A 17301-nucleotide genomic window follows, 5' to 3' on the forward strand; every position below is an offset into this window, starting at 1 on the left:
TTAGTCAACTATTAGTCTAATTAATTCGATGATTTATTTAATATTTTTTCCAACACTTGCAATCTATCAAGTTGGTGTATATAATTACCGTATGCTCTTCCCAAATATCAATCCTGTTATTTTTTCTATTGGATCATTTACCGTTTATTGGTACTCCATGGCTTATGTTTTGGGTATAATAGTTGGGTGGTTCTATGCTTATAAAATTATAAAAAAATTTGAAGTTGGTGTTACCGCGTCACACTTAGAAAATTTTGTTACTTGGGCTATTCTCGGTATAGTAATAGGGGGAAGATTAGGCTATGTATTACTATATAATCCGATTAAATATTTTTCTGATCCTATTACCATTTTAAAGACTTATGAAGGAGGTATGTCATTTCATGGTGGTATGATTGGTTTAATCATATCTAGTTATTTTTTCTGCCATAAGTATAAAATTAACTTCTTATTTCTATGTGATCTATTAGCTACAATTGGTCCTATCGGTTTATTTTTAGGTAGAATAGCCAATTTTATTAATGGTGAATTATATGGTAGAATAACTAAAATGCCTTGGGGAATGATTTTCCCAAATAGTGATCTACAAATAAGACACCCCAGCCAACTTTATGAGGCATTTTTTGAAGGAATTATATTACTGTCAATTCTAGCTTATGCCACTTTTAAATACAAAACTATAAATATCCGTGGTTTGAATTTTGCTATATTTTTAATATTATATTCTGTATTTCGAATTATTATAGAAATGTTTCGTGAGCCAGATTTTCACATAGGCTTTATTTTTAATAACTTAACTATGGGACAAATTTTATCATTACCTATGCTAATACTAGGAATTTATTTAATAATACGAATTAGATGCCAATCGACTCTAAAGTAAGAAAACTTATTGAACAGAATGGTAGTATTAAGCTTGACGAAATGATGCTCCAAGTAATGTCGGTAAATCCTTCTTCTTACTACAAAAAACAAGATAAGTTAGGTTGCCTAGGAGATTTTACCACAGCTCCAGAAATTTCTCAGCTTTTTGGTGAAATGATAGCGTTATGGGCTATTGATCAATGGCATAAAATGGGATGTCCTCAGAAGACTAATTTAGTTGAGTTAGGTCCTGGACAAGGAGTATTAATGCGGGATTTTCTCAATGTTGCTAAATTAGTTCCAAAATTCTACCAATCCATTTCAATAGAATTGATTGAAATTAATCTTCATTTTATCAAGAAACAGAAAACAAACCTCAAATTAGCTGGTTTACCTATTAAACATCATACAGCAGTACAATATATATCTAAAATTCCTTCTATTATAATAGCTAACGAATTTTTTGACGCTATGCCAATTAAACAATATATTAAAAGCAAAGAACTTTGGTACGAGTCAATACTTATTATTGACCCAACTGATGGTAAAATTAAGTTCGATAAGATAGAAGTTAGTAAAGAATTGCAACACTACTTACTGCAAGAACACCCAAACGCATATGACGGAGCAGTAATAGAAGAATCACCTAAATCATTAGAAATCATAAAATTTATTAGCAAGCATATAATGAAATTTGGTGGGGCTAGCTTAGTTATTGATTACGGTTATGATATAGATCCAATAAAAAGGATGCGTAACCAATACGACCCTACTTTACAAGCGATAAAAAATCATAAATATTACCCTCTGCTTGAAACTTTAGGAGAAGCTGATTTGTCAGCACATGTTGACTTTTATGCTTTAAAAACAGTAGCCCAAAATATAGGAATAAATGTTTATGGATCAATAACACAACGTGATTTTCTAATTGGTAATGGTATATTATTACGAAGTAAACTATTGCAAAATAAATTACCTATTATAGAAGCAAATATAATAGCAAAACAAGTTGATAGGCTAATCGCTCCTAATAAAATGGGACTATTGTTTAAAGTATTGTGCCTTGTACAGGAGTAAGGTATAATTCCACGGCGTCATTGCGAGGAGACCGTAGGTCGACGAAGCAATTGTAACTTAGATATTAATGAAGAATTTTTAAAACTAGCAAAGTCAATTAATGAAAAGGCTAGGACTAATTTAATATCGGAAGATGTCGGATCAGCAAAAAAAGAAGCGTTATCTTACTTATCTAGTAAAGATAAATGGTTATTAGTATTTGATAATTTAAAAATTAAAGAAAATCATAAGGTGCAAGAATTTGTTAATTGGGAACATAATGGTCATGTTATTTTTGCTTCCCAAGATAGTGAGCTATTACCTAATATAGTCAAAATGACGGCATTTAATAAAGATGATGCTATTACTCTTGCTAATAATATTTTAGAAAAAAATGATCCTAAACTAGCAGAGTTTTTGGTTCGAGAATTTGTATGTAATGTAGTATATTTCTTAGCTAAAGCCTATATTTCACTAGGGAGAACTCAAAAAGCAGAGGAAAATATTCAAATAGTAGAAAATATGTTTAATAAGGAGTTGGTAAATAGTCCAGATGTAGTAAATTTGTATTATGCCAAAACAAGTTTATTTTTTATGCAAGGAAAATATAAAGAAGCACTAGAGCAAGTTAATAATACTATAAAAAAACATATTGAGGGTGGAGTACAAGCTAATGATATATATCTTGTAGGACCTTATATGTCAAGATCTGAAATACTAAACTCCTTAGGTAAATATAATGAAGCCTATGAACAATCACAGCAATTATATGATATGCATAAGTCAGTAAAGAAAGAAGATCATGAAGTATTTGCTCGCATTTATACCCAAATGTCGAGAGCTATACTTGGATTGGGTAATACTCAAGAAGCTCTAGAATATGCCCAAAAAGCAATAACCATATTTATTCAGAATCCAAGCAGACCTAATAAAAACCTTACCATCTCACCAGATATAGATTTAGCTAAGGCTTTTGTTGCAGAAGGAGATGCATTAGCAGCTCTTGGTCAAAATGAGAAAGCAGTTCAGTCTTATTTAACAGCAGAAATGTTATATTGGAATAATTACAAAGATAATGTGAAAAATGTTGACGAAGTAAGTAGAATGTACCTAGCAGCAGCAAAAGCTACTTGCCATTTAGCAGAAAAATCTTGGTATATTAAATTTCATGATCAGCATATAAACAAATTTGGTTTAGATCATCCTAAAAGTGTTGAAATACTAAAGATGGATTCGACATGCTATCCTAAATCTCAACGTTGAGTAATTTAGATTCAGAAGAATAATTAAACACTTCATTGATCATTGAGGTGACATCAACACATGAAACATTTAATCGCTGCACTTTAATTTCAATTATTACTTGCTCTGCTACTTTTATAAGTAAATCTGAGTCTTCAGGTATCAAAGATGGATAATACCAATTCCCTAATTTAAATTAGTATAAATAGTAGAAAAAAGCTCAGTACAGGACAAAGAGATTAAGGAGAGAATAAAAAATAGTAGATAACGCGTAGACAAAGCTCTATTAATTAGGTTGTTAAAGACTTAAGAGGCAAGAGAATGATTACAGCGTTATCACAATTAATAGGAGACTACTTTTTTATCAGCATTGCTTGGGGATCGGGAGTTTATTGGTGATTTATGGCTAAAGTTTTTAGCTGATAAAATGATACCATTTTATATTAGAATCAAAGCCAATCTTACCATTGGTAGAGCAGAAGATGAATTAGTTACTGCTAATCATTTAATTAAGAGGTTACAGAATGGTGAATATATGTTGTTTAAAGGAAAAAGATATTTGGGTAAGAATTATAAAGGACCTAAAGTATCTGTAGCAGCATTGCGTAATGATCAAGGAGAATTAGTAATCATAGCTACCAATGATAACCCTAATATAGCACTAAATAATATATAAAAAAAGATGGGAAATAGAAAATCTTTTTGCTTGCCTTAAAACACGAGGATTTAACTTTGAAAACACCCATATAATACATTTAGATAGAATTAGTAAATTGCTTGGTTTACTTGCTATAGCATTTACTTTTGCTTATGTTGTGGGTCAATGGCAAAATTCTATCAGACCCATAAAGCTTAAAAAACACGGTAGAAAGTCTATCTCCTTATTCAGGTATGGCTTAGATTACTTGCAGAGAATATTTTTGAATATTGAAGAAATGATGGAAGTTATAACAAAATTTATTAAGCCCATAACACCATCTTTACTTCGATTATCACCTTGTTAATCTCTTTGTCCTGTACTGAGATATTTGTCAATTTATCATAAAAACTAGGGCGATTTCTTAAAAAAACCAAAATAAAACCTACATGAGAAATAATAGTTTCTAGTCACATTATTAGTTGAATTATTATTTTAATATTAAACTAAAATAAGTTAATTAAATAAATTAATCTTTTTCAATTGTTTTTGCTTAAAACTTAACATTAATAATTAAACTAATAGACTAGTTGATTAAATTAGTCATTATATCATAAATACTACTCAAATCGTTGATATCTTGATAAAAACTTGCTACCAAAAGAAGTTTTAAAACGAAAAAGCGTATTTTCTACGCTCTCCCTTCGGTCATAACTATTCTTTACTATCCATGCTTGATATCCCCTCTTTCGTTGATATTTTACAGCTTTATCTCTCTCTGTTTTAGGCTTGTGTAATTTAACTGATAATGAATGGTTGGGAGGTCTGATAACTGGCTTCATTCCTTTCTTTCTCAACAATTGATATACAGCTTCACCGTCATACCCTGAATCCCCAAGGAAATCTTTAGCCCTGATACCAATCAGCAATGGCTCAATCTGAGATATGTCACCTGTGTTATGTTCTGTAGTGCTATCAGCTAGGATTATTCCCTTATCATTTACAACAATATATGGTTCTTTTTTCTTCTCTCTTGTCAATTCTGATTTCTTTTTAATTTCTCTCCTTTCTATCAGATTATTTATACTTTTATACTCTATTCTCTATTTATGCAACAAAGCCAGACGGTATTAAAGAAAAAATTGATGAGAGATCAGGGTTCTTTTAGCTTATCACTACAATCTTTGAAATTAGTCACCAGCCCTTTAATAATTGACTCACTTGATTGTTATTGAGTAGCTTAGGTTTTTATGGTTATTTTTTCTAAAACTATTTTATTGTCAAAAGCACCATTGGTATCTTTTTTGTGCTTTTTAATGTTTAGTATATCCTTTAATTTATAAGAGTTGCTATTACATATTGCCTCAAGTACTTCTATGATATCAGCAATTTCTTCGATAGATTCACTTTCTAAAAATTCTTCTACCTCTTCAGAAAGTTTCTGTCTTAATAATTGTTTATACTCAGCCAATTCTGCAATACGAAAGACTGGTATTCGACCAGATTTTAAGATAATTTGCGGAACTGAATCTCTCACTAATTTTGTCATATTACCTGTGTATTATTGGTTAAAGGTTAACCAATTGTCATAAAATTGGCATTTTCTAGCCATAAAATTTTGCAAATAATTTCATTGTTAGGATATAGTTTTGCTACTATATGTTGGTAAAAATTCAACTGATCAATATAAGATTCCTGAACTAATTGACAGGTTTTAGGTGGACCAGCATCGGATTTATAATCAATAATGGTTATTTTTCCCGTATCAATGGCAAGTAAATCAATTCTTCCTATCTTAACCTCATAATTTAGAGTTGTCCCTATCGTCACTTCAGTTTTTAGCTCTTGGGAAATAAGTGCCATAAATTCTATATTATTCAGTAATTTATCAATATTGCTATGAATCTTTTCTTGCAGAGTTGTTGGTAACTTGTGAATAAACGGATGTTTATTCATCATAGAAAAATCATTGATCTTTGTGGCATCTTCTAGAATTTTATGAAATATCTTACCATATTCTAAATGATCATTAACTATAATAGGAGAATTGACTGAATAATTTTGCTTTGTATTTTTGGTGATTTTATTAATTAAAAAAAGATTTGGTATCCAATCTTCAATATCATTCCCACTACCTTCAATGTCATTCCTGCTTTCCTTGATGTCATCCTGCTTCGGTGCGGGATATAGAATATCTAAAGCACCTTTTTGGTCTATTTCTTTAGATTTCTGCCCATTTCCACTTCCTTCAATAACTGATTCATAAACTATAATACCATTTTCCTGTACCTTCCCGTGCATATTCATTGTTCTAGCAACCAACTCATACCAACAATTTTGTGGTAGCTTACTACTTGACTGATAACCACATATCACTAAATGGTCTTCGGCTCTAGTCATTGCAACATAAAGTAGTCTAATATATTCTTGTAAGTCTTTTTGTTGCTCCTTTTCTTTGAGAATTTTAAAGAATTCTGGGCTATTGGCTGATTGAGTGGTAGAGAACACTTGATTTTCGTCCCAAATGAATTTATTACTATTAGTTGGTACTGAACTAGTATCGCACAGAATAACAATAGGTGCTTGCAGACCTTTAGAAGCATGCACGGTCATAATTTTTATCTTACTTGACGATTCTAAGTTTCTTTTAATCTCAATTTTGTTATTTTCAAACCAATAAACAAAGCTTTGCAATGAGCTATCTATATTATTAGCATAATTGCTACTCAAATATATCAATTCATTTATTACGTCATCACTATCAAAGCCATTAGCCTCAACTAAAACTTTTCTAACATCCAAACAATCGACAATAAGTGGAAAAAAATTCTCACAATTGGCAACCTTATATAGCTGCAAGAAATGGCACAGTTTCTTATATATACTTGCATAGTCTTGGACAGTTTGTAGGTAACCCCAGATAGAATTTTTGCCTCGAGAAATTGCAATAGTTTGTAGTGCCTGTTCACTCATGCCGATTATTGGTGATTTTAACAGACTAGCCAAATTCAAATCATCTTGAGGTAGTAGTACAAATTTCGCTATGCTCATTAGGTCTAATACTGACAAACTTTTATTTAAAGTAATCCGATCAACATCTTCTACTGGCAAACCATGTTGCTTAAGACAGTTAATAATCTCAAAAATCAACTCATCTCTCTTGCGTACCAAAATCATAAAATCTGATTCTTTGACTGCGGAATTAGTAGCAGGCAGGATTCTTCGACTTGCTATTTGGCTTTTTATAAAACTAGCAATTTGTTGTGCAAGTAATTGCTGAGCAGATTTGGATTTATTATGCTCTTCCAGTAAAGGCCAAAACAACTTACTCTCTTTTTCATCCTTAACTAATGGCCAAAGTTCAACTCTACCTTTATGAGTTTGACGAAATGGCAAAATTTTAGGGTTATCAGATGTAAATAATTGTGGGGTAGTATGTTTAATTTGTTGAAAAATTAGATAGACAATATCAATAATTTCTTTAGTAGATCTATAAGACCACTGGAGGGTAATATTTCTGAAATTCTTATTTGCATCAGATAGGTTTTTATACAAATTTTCATTAACATAACTAAAAGAACTAATATCTGCTCCTTGGAAGCTAAAAATCGACTGTTTCTCATCGCCTACAACAAAAATAGTACTTTTTTGCTTAGTGCTAGAAGTAAAGTCTGCTATAATTGCAGTGATAATGTCCCATTGTTCTGGGCTAGTATCTTGTGCTTCATCAACAAGCAAGTGGTCAATCCCGCCATTAAGTTTATAAGCTACCCAATTTTTTGCAGTATTATCCGTTAATAATAACTGCGTAAGATAAATTAAATCATCATAATCAAGCAAACTATGCCCGGTTTTGTAGGAATCATATTTATCAAGAAAAATCTTTGCCAAGTTACGTAATGAATTTGAGTAATTCTCCATATCTTGCATTTTAGCTTGTTGATCTAGCTGAAAAATTCTCTCTTGAATATATTCAAGTTCATTCAATAACTTTGGGTACTTCATTGCCACAGATTTAGGCAATATGTTCTTACGCTTAAGGTTTTCTTTAGTAAGAAAAAATTGTTGAATTTCTTGATCTAGGTCAATAACTATTGAGTATTTTGCCAATAATTGCTTAGCTTGATCATAAATATTTAGTAATTGTGCAGAAATAGTTTGAGTATCGTACTCTACAGAATCCATTTGTTTGGCAAATAATTTCTTAAACTTAATTTTTTGCTGGATTATTTCAGAGAAAATATCATTGATAGTTGTTTCATGGAAATTTGTCAGAAAAAAACTAATCAGCTCATTATAAGTCGGATCTAAATAGATTTGGTTTCTTATTTTGCTAAGAACCCCTTGTGCTGTAATCTCGTCAAGAATCTGAAATTTTGGATTAATACCAACTTCAAAAGGAAATAATTTAAGCATTTTCTGACAGAAAGCATGGATAGTGTAAATATGAATACCATCTTCAGAGTTTAGTAGTCTGTGATATAAAGTTTTGGTATATTGTACCTCACTTTTTAAAGGCTCTCTAGTAAGTAATAAACCTAACTCTTCAGTTAATTTAGTGGTTTCGTTTGCAGCAAATTTAGCAAGCTTATTTTTAATCCTACTCTGCATTTCAAGGGCGGCTGCATTAGTAAAAGTTAAGCATAGAATCTTTTCAAATGGAACTCCCTTAATTAGTAACCGCAGCACCCTATCTGTTAAAATTTTGGTTTTGCCTGTACCAGCTGATGCAGAAACCCAAACAGAATATTTTGGGTCAGATGCTTGTTGTTGTAATTCATTCATTTAATTCCTATTTACCTCAGTTTTGGATTAAAATTAAAAATTTCAATCCAAAACTGGCTAGAATATCAGAAAAATGCATTCTTAAAGCGGTTTTGCGAATGCATTTTAAACCTTTCTAAAGCTAAAAACATGATTTTAAAAGATTAAAATCATGTTTTTAGCAAAATGGATTGCCACGCTCACGTATGTTTGTTCGCTAATAGACATATACGTCTATAAAACGTCTATTAGCGAGGAGTCGCGAAAAAGCGGCGACGTGGCAATCTAGGATACGCGAAGCGTACTAGACAGCTTCGCTGTTTACCTAGATCGCCACGGCATCTAAAGAGCCTTGCTATGACGATTATAGGAAAATGTAGGATACTATGCTTTTTTACTCACATTAATAGCCATATTACACATTAATTTAATAACTTTATTGATTAAGGAAGCAAATACTACCTTACTGCTACCTTGTACTAGAGCTATATCTTTATGTTCAATTTCCTCAGCCTGAAATTGTTTTATGCTATCTACCAATTCTTTCTCTAAATTATACAATTCGAGATAATCTATTTGTTTCTGATAATGTTGTTCAATCACTTCTTCTACACTTTGCGTTAGTAGCATGGCAGTTTTTGTTCCTATCAATATCGATCCACTACCAAGTATATAGCCAATAATATGCCAAAATGGTATAAAAATAGTTGGTCTAACATTACGTTGTAATAACAAATTAGTAAAGTAGCTCAAATGTACTTCTTCTTGCTGCATCATATGTTTTATTGTAGAGGAAGCTTCGTGGTTTTTGCAATAATTTAATTGCCCTTGATAAATTCGTTTAGCTCCATATTCTCCAGCATGATTTACTCTAATAATTTCTTTTATGATATTGTCTGAATTGGTGAAATCGGGTCTTGCCATATGCTGCTTTAGTATCTAAATAACGGATAATTTATTGCATTTTATAATATATCAATTTTATTAGATCGGGTAATCTTAGAGATAGTACTAGGAATTAATACAAAAATTCCAAAAACAAGAACACTATATTTTAATATAATACTACAATAGAAAATAAAAATGTTTATTTTTAGAGTAGGTATGAATTTTGCTATGCCAATTAAAATGGTCAGGGATATTAGAGCGGTTGGAATACTAATTTTGTGCTGTAGACCAACTGCCTGATTTTCTATCCATCGTAAGGATAACCCAAAGCCAATGAGAGCTCCTATTGCCATCGGTATCATAGGTGGCCATGGTAAAGATTGAGACACTATGGTGTATAGTGAGATTATTATAGCAAGTAAAAACCAAAATTTTTTGCAACTATGTTGAAATACTTCTACAAGTAATGCTCTTTCTAAATATGTTTTCCATATATGGAAAACACAAAACCCAAATATCAAACCACCAATTACATCATATATACTATGAACACCAAGATATACTCTTGAAAGACCAATACCAATTATTGGCAGTAAGCATAAATACTTAAAAGGACTATTTTTAAGACTTAAAAAGATTGCTAGCCAAAAAGTGGTTGCCACTTGAACATCACCACTAGGAAAGCCAAAAGGATCATACACAGATATTAAATGTAAAGATATGTCAGGACGCGATATTTTAAATAAATTCTTTAACAAGCAATTAAGTAAAGTACAAAAAGGTATTAAAAATCCTAATGATCTGAATAATAATGCCGATGGATTTAACCAATATCCTAAAGCAGTAATGGTAATGTAAAAGTAATCACTAGCAAAAAATGGAAATAACTTAAATATGGTTGTTAGAAAATCTGTTCTTATTTCTACAATCCAACTAGTATCTATCATGAAAAGAACGCTTATAATGATTGATATAGTTTGCAATAAAAACTGATGCTGGGATACAAAATCCGATTATAGCCCATTGCATTTGCCTGATAGCTAATGGTAAAGAGGAGATATAACCAACTGTAAAAAGCATTTTGATTATAAAGAGCATGAAAAAACACAGTATTGTTGCTGATATTTTGCTTCGTAGATTTATAATTATAATTGTTATTTTTTTTGTAAAAATGTTTTCAGAAAATATTACTCCAATAAGAGCGTAATATGCCATATATAGATGTTCTTCTACCTTATGTATAGATGCAATGTACAACATCAAAAATGTAGTAAAAGTCAATAAAACTGGTGGCAATATTTGCTTTTTTGTGCTTGCAAGAAATGTATAAAAGGCTATTAATAAAGAACCAAAAAATATGGCTCCTAGAATATCAAAATAATTATGATAGCCAAAATAGACTAAACTCATTCCTATTCCAAATAGCAAGCCAGTTATCAGAATTTTACATATACGGCTTTGTGTTTTTGTCATCAGCCAACCATACAAAACAACTGAAGACTGCATATGACCACTTGGAAAAGCAAAACCTTGTTTACCAATATGAGCAGATAGTGGTACTTGAAATATAATTTTTAGAGCAAAATTAAATAACATACTTACTAATATTAAACATATTGCATTAAAAAACACTTTTTGCTCTAACCAAATATAGCCTAGTATCAGTAGTGGGATAATGACTATATCATGACTAAAACTTAAAAAAATCTTAGCAACATTGTCTAGCATAAAAAATTGTAGAAGATTTGAACTTATAGACACTATTTACCTAGTCGCCAATTAAACTTCACCCATTATACAGAGTATCTGTATACAAGATTTTATCATTTTGTCAATAGCTAATTACCCAGCTAAAAGCTCCAGTGATTATAATTGTCTTTTTATAGGTGATCATTTATAATTACCTAATTACTTACTGTACAAACTATCAGAGTTGGCTAGAGGAAAAACAACATATTGTTATAAAAAATATTTGATCCTTGATGACTTAGTGGAAATCTAATATATTGTATAATATAGGGAGGGTGCTTATGAATTTATCCAAAAAAATAAAGAACCATAAAAAACAAAAAAACTACACTCTGTTATATGTGCTTGTAGCTATGATTGTATTGGTGTATTTTGTAACTTTAATAAAGCTTTCAAGTTAAAACTATGGAAAAAAAAACTATCCTTCAATTTTTTGGAGGTATTATTCTATTGATAGGTGTAATAATTTTTGCAATTAGTCATCGAAGCACATCTAAGAATGATGTAGATATTAATATAGTAGAAATTGTAACGGTTATAAAGAATCATAGATTTGAGCCAAATATTATTAGAGTAGAAAGTGGTAAGAAGATTCGTTTTACTATCCACAACCAAGATAGTACAGTAGAAGAGTTTGAGAGTCATGATCTGCACCGCGAAAAGATTATTATGCCAAATGACTCTATAAATATCATCCTTGCCCCTTTAGCCCCGGGTAAATATGATTTTTTTGGAGACTTTCATCAAGAGACAGCACAAGGGTCTCTCATTGTTAATTAAATTTATTTAGGTTTAGATGTTTAAAATAGCATTAGTGGTATTCAGGGAATGCCTAGAAATAGCTTTGTTGCTTGGTGTAATACTTGCTGTGACAAAACAATTAGAAAAATCTAGAATTTATATAATTGCTGGAGTCATGCTTGGTACAGTTTCTGCTGCGTTATTTGCTTTCTTTACTCGTAGTATAACCGTAGCATTTAGTGGTCTAGGTGATGAGATATTTAACTCTGGAATTATTTTATTAACAGTTGCATTAATTGGTTGGACTATAGTATGGATGCAAGGTTATGGTATTAAGATAAAACAAAATCTTAATGATTTGTCTGTAAAAATTAGTAGCGGTGATAGTAGTTATATAATGCTAGTACTGATTGTTGCGGCAACTATTCTTCGAGAAGGAATGGAAATTATTATATTAGTTTATAGTATTTCTTCAGTCGAAATTATTGACAGTAATAGCTATCTATTAGGATTAATTATTGGTATAGTCAGTGGTCTAACTTTGGGTGTCATTATCTATTTAGGTTTAATAAAAATAGTAAACCAACAATATATATTTCGTATATCTTCCATTTTATTAATGCTTGTTGCTAGTGGCTTTGCAGCAGAAGCTGCTGGTATATTGAGTTCTTCAGGGATTATTACTATTTTATCCGACCAGCTTTGGGATAGCTCTTGGCTCATTTCTGACAGAAGTATCTATGGTAAATTCCTAAAAATGATTACTGGATATATTGCTAGACCTAACGGATTACAAGTTGTTTTTTATGTTTGTACTCTAGGTTTAATTAATATCTTAATACAAATAAAAATCAGACACACAAAAGCAGTAACAGAGAAATAAAACTATTTATGATTAATTTTTTATCAGAAGTTGCTCCGCTTATAGCTTTTTTTATTGGCTATTTTTATGGTGGTAGTATACAAAGTGCGACGTTATATATACTTATTACTTCAATTATTTGTGTTAGTTTGTGTTATCTTATAGAAGGAAAAGTTTCCAAATCCTCCTTAATATCTTCTGGAGTGTTATTAGTTTCAGCTAGTATAGTTTTGATTAGTGGTAACTCTATGTATATCAAAATCAAACCAACTATTCTATATGTAATTTTTGCTAGTATATTTTTTATCAGTGCCATAAGAAATAAGGCCTTTTTGAAATATATGTTTAATCATTTTGTCCAACTTGAAGATAAGAACTGGAATATTTTAAGCTATAGATCTGCTGCTTTTTTACTGTTCATGGCAGTGTTAAATGAAATAATATGGCGTAATTTTGCAGAATCTACATGGGTTATATTTAAAATATTTGGAGCAATACCTGTAACGATCATTTTCTTTTTACTACAACTACCTTTTATATTGAAGAACAGACTTCCAGATTCAACAGAGTAAGGTATATTCGATGAAAATCAAGAATTGCGTTGTCGTCTTCAGGACACAACTGTTGAAAGTTAAAAAATCATCTATTAGCGAAGTGCTGTTGTAAGGCTTAAACCGTCATTGCGAGACGCCGCTGCAAGTGGCGACGTGGCAATCCATGAAGCTTGTTATATAGATCAACTATGTTCGCAATAAAAATTTAAATAAATTTGGTTTAAATTTTTATTGCTTGTGCAGAGCTAGTTAAATCACGTAACTTAGCGTTTGCAATCACAATGATTTTACGCATTAATGCTACCATCGCCACCATTTTCTTTTTTCCTCTATTGATCAATTTTTCATAAAATACCTTCAGTTCAGAGTTGGAATTTCTAGCAGCCATAGCAGCTACAAACAACATAGGTCTAACAAAATTTCGACCATGTCCTGTATGTCTATATCCGCTATATCTACCGCTATCATTAGATATTGGTGCAACACCTACTAATGATGCTATTTGTTTGCGCTTCAATGTACCAAGTTCAGGTAACAAAGCTATAAGCTCATTAGATACTACTGTGCCTATACCACTAATAGTTTGCAGAGTCTCTTTTAGCCTGCAAGAGTTTATCTTTTGCTATTAAGTCGTCTATTTCTTTAGTAATAGATGCAATTTGCTCTTCTAGTACTTCGATCATTTTAACACAACTAGACTTGATTAAATCAGCTCTCGGGGACTGAAACCTATTTTTTTCTGCAATCAACATTTGTTTAAGATCGTTCCTACGTCCTACTAATTCATACAAGTTTAAAGCTTGCTTAGATTGTACTTTAAATAGCTCTAATCTTTCTGATCGTTCAAAACCATAAAGTGCTAGAGCTTTAGCGTCAAGACTGTCAGTTTTAGCTGCATTACCAAAAGACCTAATAAAGTTTTTAACTTTACGAGTATTGGCTCTATGTACAGCAAAACCCTGATTGCAAAGCGTTAGTAATAGTTCCATTTCATATCCACCAGTAGTTTCTAAAACACACAATGCAGAACTAATCTCTTTTTTGTAATCCTTGATAAAATCAGCTATTCCATTAGAGTTGTTATTATATTCTTTAGTTTCTTTTTTTCCATGAATAGCAACAACAAAATTGAATTTTCCTATATCAAGACCGATAAAATTATTGTATAATAGCATAATACCTCGAAGGCTTTTAATGTTTACGATTGTAAGCGGGCGTGCAAAGGCATCCCAATCAACTATTCAAACGTCTCGGGGATTTGGGCTAGAGTACCAGGATCTATACGATCTTAAAACCAATTGCTTCACGGTCGCTCACGCCTGCACAGCGATAGTCATTTATATTATTAATGACTATCGCTGTAATACCCCCTTATAAGTCAGTATAAATCATTATTTACATTGACTTCAATATCTATTATATCATACTTTTAACTTACAATTGCTTCGTCGACCTACGGTCATAACTGTCGAAAGTTAAAAAAGGTATTAAAATATAACTAAAGATTGTGTATAAATTAAGTTCATATAAATACAAAAAGTTGAATAATATACAAATATTATAAATTTAATAGGTGAAGATAAACTAAATGAAGTAAATAAATTATACAAAATAGATAGGTCATTGCTTGAGACAGAAATTATCAAAGATATAGTATTATTTTGCAGCGGAGAGCCTAATCTTGTAGATTTAAAATTATAAATGTTAGATTATTATTTATGTATAATTTTTGGTTGCAATGAATTATAGTTTTTAACTTTCGACAGTTGTGGACCTACGGTCTCCTCGCAATGACGTTTTGTACTTTTCGGCAATTTTTAAATGCTATACGTAAGGTGAATGACTCAGAAAAAAACTTGATTATCGAGCAGTATATAGATTGATGAAATATTTTGTAACATAATGTAACTTGCATGTAGTTGTTTAAGGCATTAAAATAAGTTGAATTTCTAAAATGTTAGTAAAATTAACCAATGCAAGTATCAATACTAAACCCAGTAAGTTGTTATGGTGTGGGCGTTCATTCCGGTAACATTACTCAGATGACTTTAAGACCAGCTGTAGAAAATACCGGTATTGTTTTTATCAGAACTGATGTAAGGCAAGAGATAAATTTTATTCAAGCTAGTTGTTTAAATGTTTCAGAAACTTATTTATCTACTACCATAAAAAATGAACATCATATTTATGTTTCAACTATAGAACATTTAATGGCAGCTCTTTGGGGATGTGGAATCGATAATTTAATAATTGAAATCGATGGTCCTGAAGTCCCGATAATGGATGGTAGCAGTAAACCATTCGTCTTTATGATAGAATGTGCTGGTAGACAATTACAAAATACTCCAAAGAAATACCTAAAAATCTTAAAAGAAATTAGGGCAATTCACAAAGATTGCGAGTTAGTAGCTAGCCCTGCTCATAGCATGACGGTTGATATAACAATAGATTTTGCTAGTAAGGCTATTGGCAAGCAAAATTTAGTCTTCTCGGAGAATGAGTCTTTCAAAAATAACATTGCTGATGCTAGAACTTTTGGATTTATCCATGAACTTGAATATTTAAAAAGTAAGGGCTTAGCACGTGGTGCATCTCTCGATAACGCTATAGGTATAGATCAAGATATTATAATGAACCACGATGGACTAAGATATACTGATGAATTCGTGCGTCACAAACTTCTCGACCTGTTTGGAGATTTATATACTACAGGAGGTCATCTAATAGCTGACATCACGGGTTATAAAACTAGTCATGCTCTTAATAACCAATTCTTACGACAAGTATTTAGTGATCGCAGCTTCTATCAATGGGTTAGTGCTAGAGAAATTTAGGTTATTTTTTACCCAAAAACTTGAAAATTGGTTTACCAACTCTTCAAGTTTTTGCAGTATACTCGAATAATTTAAAGAGGGGGTATTTCTATTTATACTGCTCGTAAAGGAAGAGTTGATAGACGATAGAATCAAAATCATAATAGTAGCAGGAATTACCAAGTCGAGGAGTGGAGCGTACATTTAGTACGTTAGCACCGCTAGAATCTTGGATAATGACAACGCAATTCTTGATAATATCGGCTATTTTACATAAATCGTTAGTATCTTGAAATTGCATATTTGAAGTTGTAGTAAATTTGTTTTTAAAATAATATTATGATAGAAAAATAAGCTTGTCAATTAATAGAAATCATTTATTGAATAAGTAATAGGCAATTATACCTATTGAGAGTAACCCTGCCTATTCTTTTTGCTCTTTAGCTAGGCTTCTTTATTATTGATCACAAAGACCACAAAGAAGTCCAAAAAGTCAAAGAAGCCGAAGTATGATGAAATTGTTAAAGTAGCAATGGAAAATCCTATGGTAGCTTATGATTTTCTTAAAACTCATTTGCCTAAGGATGTGCTGGCTATAATTGATACGTCTACGTTAAAAATAGAAAACGCAAGCTTTATTGAACCAAGGCTTACTCGTAGTAGCTCGGATGTATTATTTTCGGCTAAATTTAATGATCAGGATGTTATATTTTCACATTGATAGAACATGTGCGACATGAAGTTGCACAAGAGAATATGCATAAATATGCATTAGGACAGCATCGAAATCCTATTGTCACGCCTTTGGTGCAAATCGGGTAACTAATTTGTGCTAAGCAAGGGCGAAAGCCGAACCAAAGTATTTAGTTGGAAAAAAAATGGAGGCAAGACAAAATCGAAATAGGTTGAACGCAAGTGAATCTTTGATTTAAAATACCGTAGCGACTCATCTTCGAGACAAAAAAGTGCTTAAAACGTCTAAAGAATCAGGTTTGCAGTGGTTTTGGCATGAAGTTTGTAGTCATGTAAACATCACTTTTCTACTTGACATACTAAAAATTAGTCAACATAATGCTTCTTATGTGTATTACCATTGTTTTGTTTCAAATAAAAACTCTTGTCATTAAAGTA

Annotated in this window: 20 protein-coding genes and 2 pseudogenes; 12 read left to right on the forward strand and 10 right to left on the reverse strand. The window is 31.3% G+C overall.

Annotated features, from left to right (window positions below; translation table 11 throughout):
* The first annotated feature begins 91 nt into the window (after window positions 1–91).
* The 6 genes and pseudogenes from lgt (at window position 92) to ACFEL1_RS05400 (ending at window position 4166) form a co-directional block, all read left to right on the forward strand.
* Entirely contained in the window at window positions 92–883 is a 792-nt protein-coding gene (lgt, locus tag ACFEL1_RS05375; protein WP_375331557.1) for a prolipoprotein diacylglyceryl transferase, read from the forward strand.
* Window positions 862–1941: a class I SAM-dependent methyltransferase gene (locus tag ACFEL1_RS05380; protein WP_341761787.1), complete on the forward strand. Its 1080-nt coding sequence runs from the start codon at window positions 862–864 to the stop codon at window positions 1939–1941. Before lgt ends, ACFEL1_RS05380 begins: the two co-directional genes overlap by 22 nt.
* 231 nt (window positions 1942–2172) lie before the next feature.
* The gene (locus tag ACFEL1_RS05385; protein ID WP_375330742.1) at window positions 2173–3183 is read left to right on the forward strand and encodes a tetratricopeptide repeat protein; all 1011 of its coding nucleotides are present in this window, start codon (window positions 2173–2175) and stop codon (window positions 3181–3183) included.
* A 349-nt stretch (window positions 3184–3532) separates the two neighbouring features.
* The gene (locus ACFEL1_RS05390; protein ID WP_375330743.1) at window positions 3533–3838 is read left to right on the forward strand and encodes a hypothetical protein; all 306 of its coding nucleotides are present in this window, start codon (window positions 3533–3535) and stop codon (window positions 3836–3838) included.
* A gap of 13 nt (window positions 3839–3851) precedes the next feature.
* Window positions 3852–3902 (forward strand): annotated as a pseudogene (locus ACFEL1_RS05395) (hypothetical protein); the annotation flags it as partial.
* A gap of 33 nt (window positions 3903–3935) precedes the next feature.
* Window positions 3936–4166 (forward strand): hypothetical protein, encoded by a 231-nt coding sequence (locus tag ACFEL1_RS05400; protein ID WP_342279046.1) that lies wholly within the window; start codon window positions 3936–3938, stop codon window positions 4164–4166.
* A gap of 253 nt (window positions 4167–4419) precedes the next feature.
* On the opposite strand, the gene ACFEL1_RS05405 is transcribed toward ACFEL1_RS05400, so the two are convergent.
* The 7 genes and pseudogenes from ACFEL1_RS05405 to ACFEL1_RS05435 form a co-directional block, all read right to left on the reverse strand.
* Window positions 4420–4839, reverse strand: a complete 420-nt coding sequence (locus ACFEL1_RS05405) for a transposase (protein WP_342279045.1) — start codon at window positions 4837–4839, stop codon at window positions 4420–4422.
* A 200-nt stretch (window positions 4840–5039) separates the two neighbouring features.
* Entirely contained in the window at window positions 5040–5348 is a 309-nt protein-coding gene (locus tag ACFEL1_RS05410; RefSeq protein ID WP_341761783.1) for a nucleoside triphosphate pyrophosphohydrolase, read from the reverse strand.
* Window positions 5349–5374: 26 nt separating this feature from the next.
* Entirely contained in the window at window positions 5375–6106 is a 732-nt protein-coding gene (locus ACFEL1_RS05415) for a PD-(D/E)XK nuclease family protein (RefSeq protein WP_375331558.1), read from the reverse strand.
* Window positions 6107–8584 (reverse strand): annotated as a pseudogene (locus tag ACFEL1_RS05420) (UvrD-helicase domain-containing protein); the annotation flags it as partial.
* A gap of 363 nt (window positions 8585–8947) precedes the next feature.
* On the reverse strand, window positions 8948–9487 hold the full coding sequence (locus ACFEL1_RS05425) for a demethoxyubiquinone hydroxylase family protein (protein ID WP_375330744.1): 540 nt from the start codon (window positions 9485–9487) through the stop codon (window positions 8948–8950).
* A gap of 41 nt (window positions 9488–9528) precedes the next feature.
* The gene (locus ACFEL1_RS05430) at window positions 9529–10398 is read right to left on the reverse strand and encodes a phosphatase PAP2 family protein (protein WP_342279042.1); all 870 of its coding nucleotides are present in this window, start codon (window positions 10396–10398) and stop codon (window positions 9529–9531) included.
* Window positions 10385–11179, reverse strand: a complete 795-nt coding sequence (locus ACFEL1_RS05435) for a phosphatase PAP2 family protein (protein WP_375330745.1) — start codon at window positions 11177–11179, stop codon at window positions 10385–10387. Before ACFEL1_RS05435 ends, ACFEL1_RS05430 begins: the two co-directional genes overlap by 14 nt.
* 426 nt (window positions 11180–11605) lie before the next feature.
* Between ACFEL1_RS05435 and ACFEL1_RS05440 the strand changes: the two genes are divergently transcribed.
* The 3 genes from ACFEL1_RS05440 to ACFEL1_RS05450 are packed head-to-tail and all read left to right on the forward strand — an operon-like array spanning window position 11606 to window position 13375.
* Window positions 11606–11980: a cupredoxin domain-containing protein gene (locus ACFEL1_RS05440; RefSeq protein WP_341761142.1), complete on the forward strand. Its 375-nt coding sequence runs from the start codon at window positions 11606–11608 to the stop codon at window positions 11978–11980.
* A gap of 16 nt (window positions 11981–11996) precedes the next feature.
* The gene (locus ACFEL1_RS05445) at window positions 11997–12824 is read left to right on the forward strand and encodes an FTR1 family protein (RefSeq protein ID WP_375330746.1); all 828 of its coding nucleotides are present in this window, start codon (window positions 11997–11999) and stop codon (window positions 12822–12824) included.
* An 8-nt stretch (window positions 12825–12832) separates the two neighbouring features.
* Window positions 12833–13375, forward strand: a complete 543-nt coding sequence (locus ACFEL1_RS05450; protein ID WP_341761144.1) for a septation protein A — start codon at window positions 12833–12835, stop codon at window positions 13373–13375.
* A 202-nt stretch (window positions 13376–13577) separates the two neighbouring features.
* Here the strand turns inward: ACFEL1_RS05450 and ACFEL1_RS05455 are convergent, their stop codons facing one another.
* Entirely contained in the window at window positions 13578–13895 is a 318-nt protein-coding gene (locus ACFEL1_RS05455) for a transposase (RefSeq protein WP_342279038.1), read from the reverse strand.
* Window positions 13896–13932: 37 nt separating this feature from the next.
* Window positions 13933–14532: an IS110 family transposase gene (locus ACFEL1_RS05460; protein ID WP_342279037.1), complete on the reverse strand. Its 600-nt coding sequence runs from the start codon at window positions 14530–14532 to the stop codon at window positions 13933–13935.
* A gap of 798 nt (window positions 14533–15330) precedes the next feature.
* On the opposite strand from ACFEL1_RS05460, the gene lpxC reads away from it, so the two are divergent.
* Window positions 15331–16191: a UDP-3-O-acyl-N-acetylglucosamine deacetylase gene (gene lpxC / locus ACFEL1_RS05465; RefSeq protein WP_342279036.1), complete on the forward strand. Its 861-nt coding sequence runs from the start codon at window positions 15331–15333 to the stop codon at window positions 16189–16191.
* 88 nt (window positions 16192–16279) lie between these two features.
* On the opposite strand, the gene ACFEL1_RS05470 is transcribed toward lpxC, so the two are convergent.
* A complete protein-coding gene (locus tag ACFEL1_RS05470; RefSeq protein ID WP_375330747.1) occupies window positions 16280–16471 on the reverse strand; it encodes a hypothetical protein in 192 nt (63 codons plus the stop codon).
* 159 nt (window positions 16472–16630) lie between these two features.
* On the opposite strand from ACFEL1_RS05470, the gene ACFEL1_RS05475 reads away from it, so the two are divergent.
* Window positions 16631–16891, forward strand: a complete 261-nt coding sequence (locus ACFEL1_RS05475; protein ID WP_341762742.1) for an Rpn family recombination-promoting nuclease/putative transposase — start codon at window positions 16631–16633, stop codon at window positions 16889–16891.
* 244 nt (window positions 16892–17135) lie between these two features.
* Window positions 17136–17297, forward strand: coding sequence for a hypothetical protein (locus ACFEL1_RS05480; RefSeq protein WP_341761148.1), 162 nt, complete (start codon window positions 17136–17138; stop codon window positions 17295–17297).
* Window positions 17298–17301 lie beyond the last annotated feature (4 nt).

It is taken from the genome of Candidatus Tisiphia endosymbiont of Oplodontha viridula, assembly GCF_964264865.1.
Classification (GTDB): domain Bacteria; phylum Pseudomonadota; class Alphaproteobacteria; order Rickettsiales; family Rickettsiaceae; genus Tisiphia.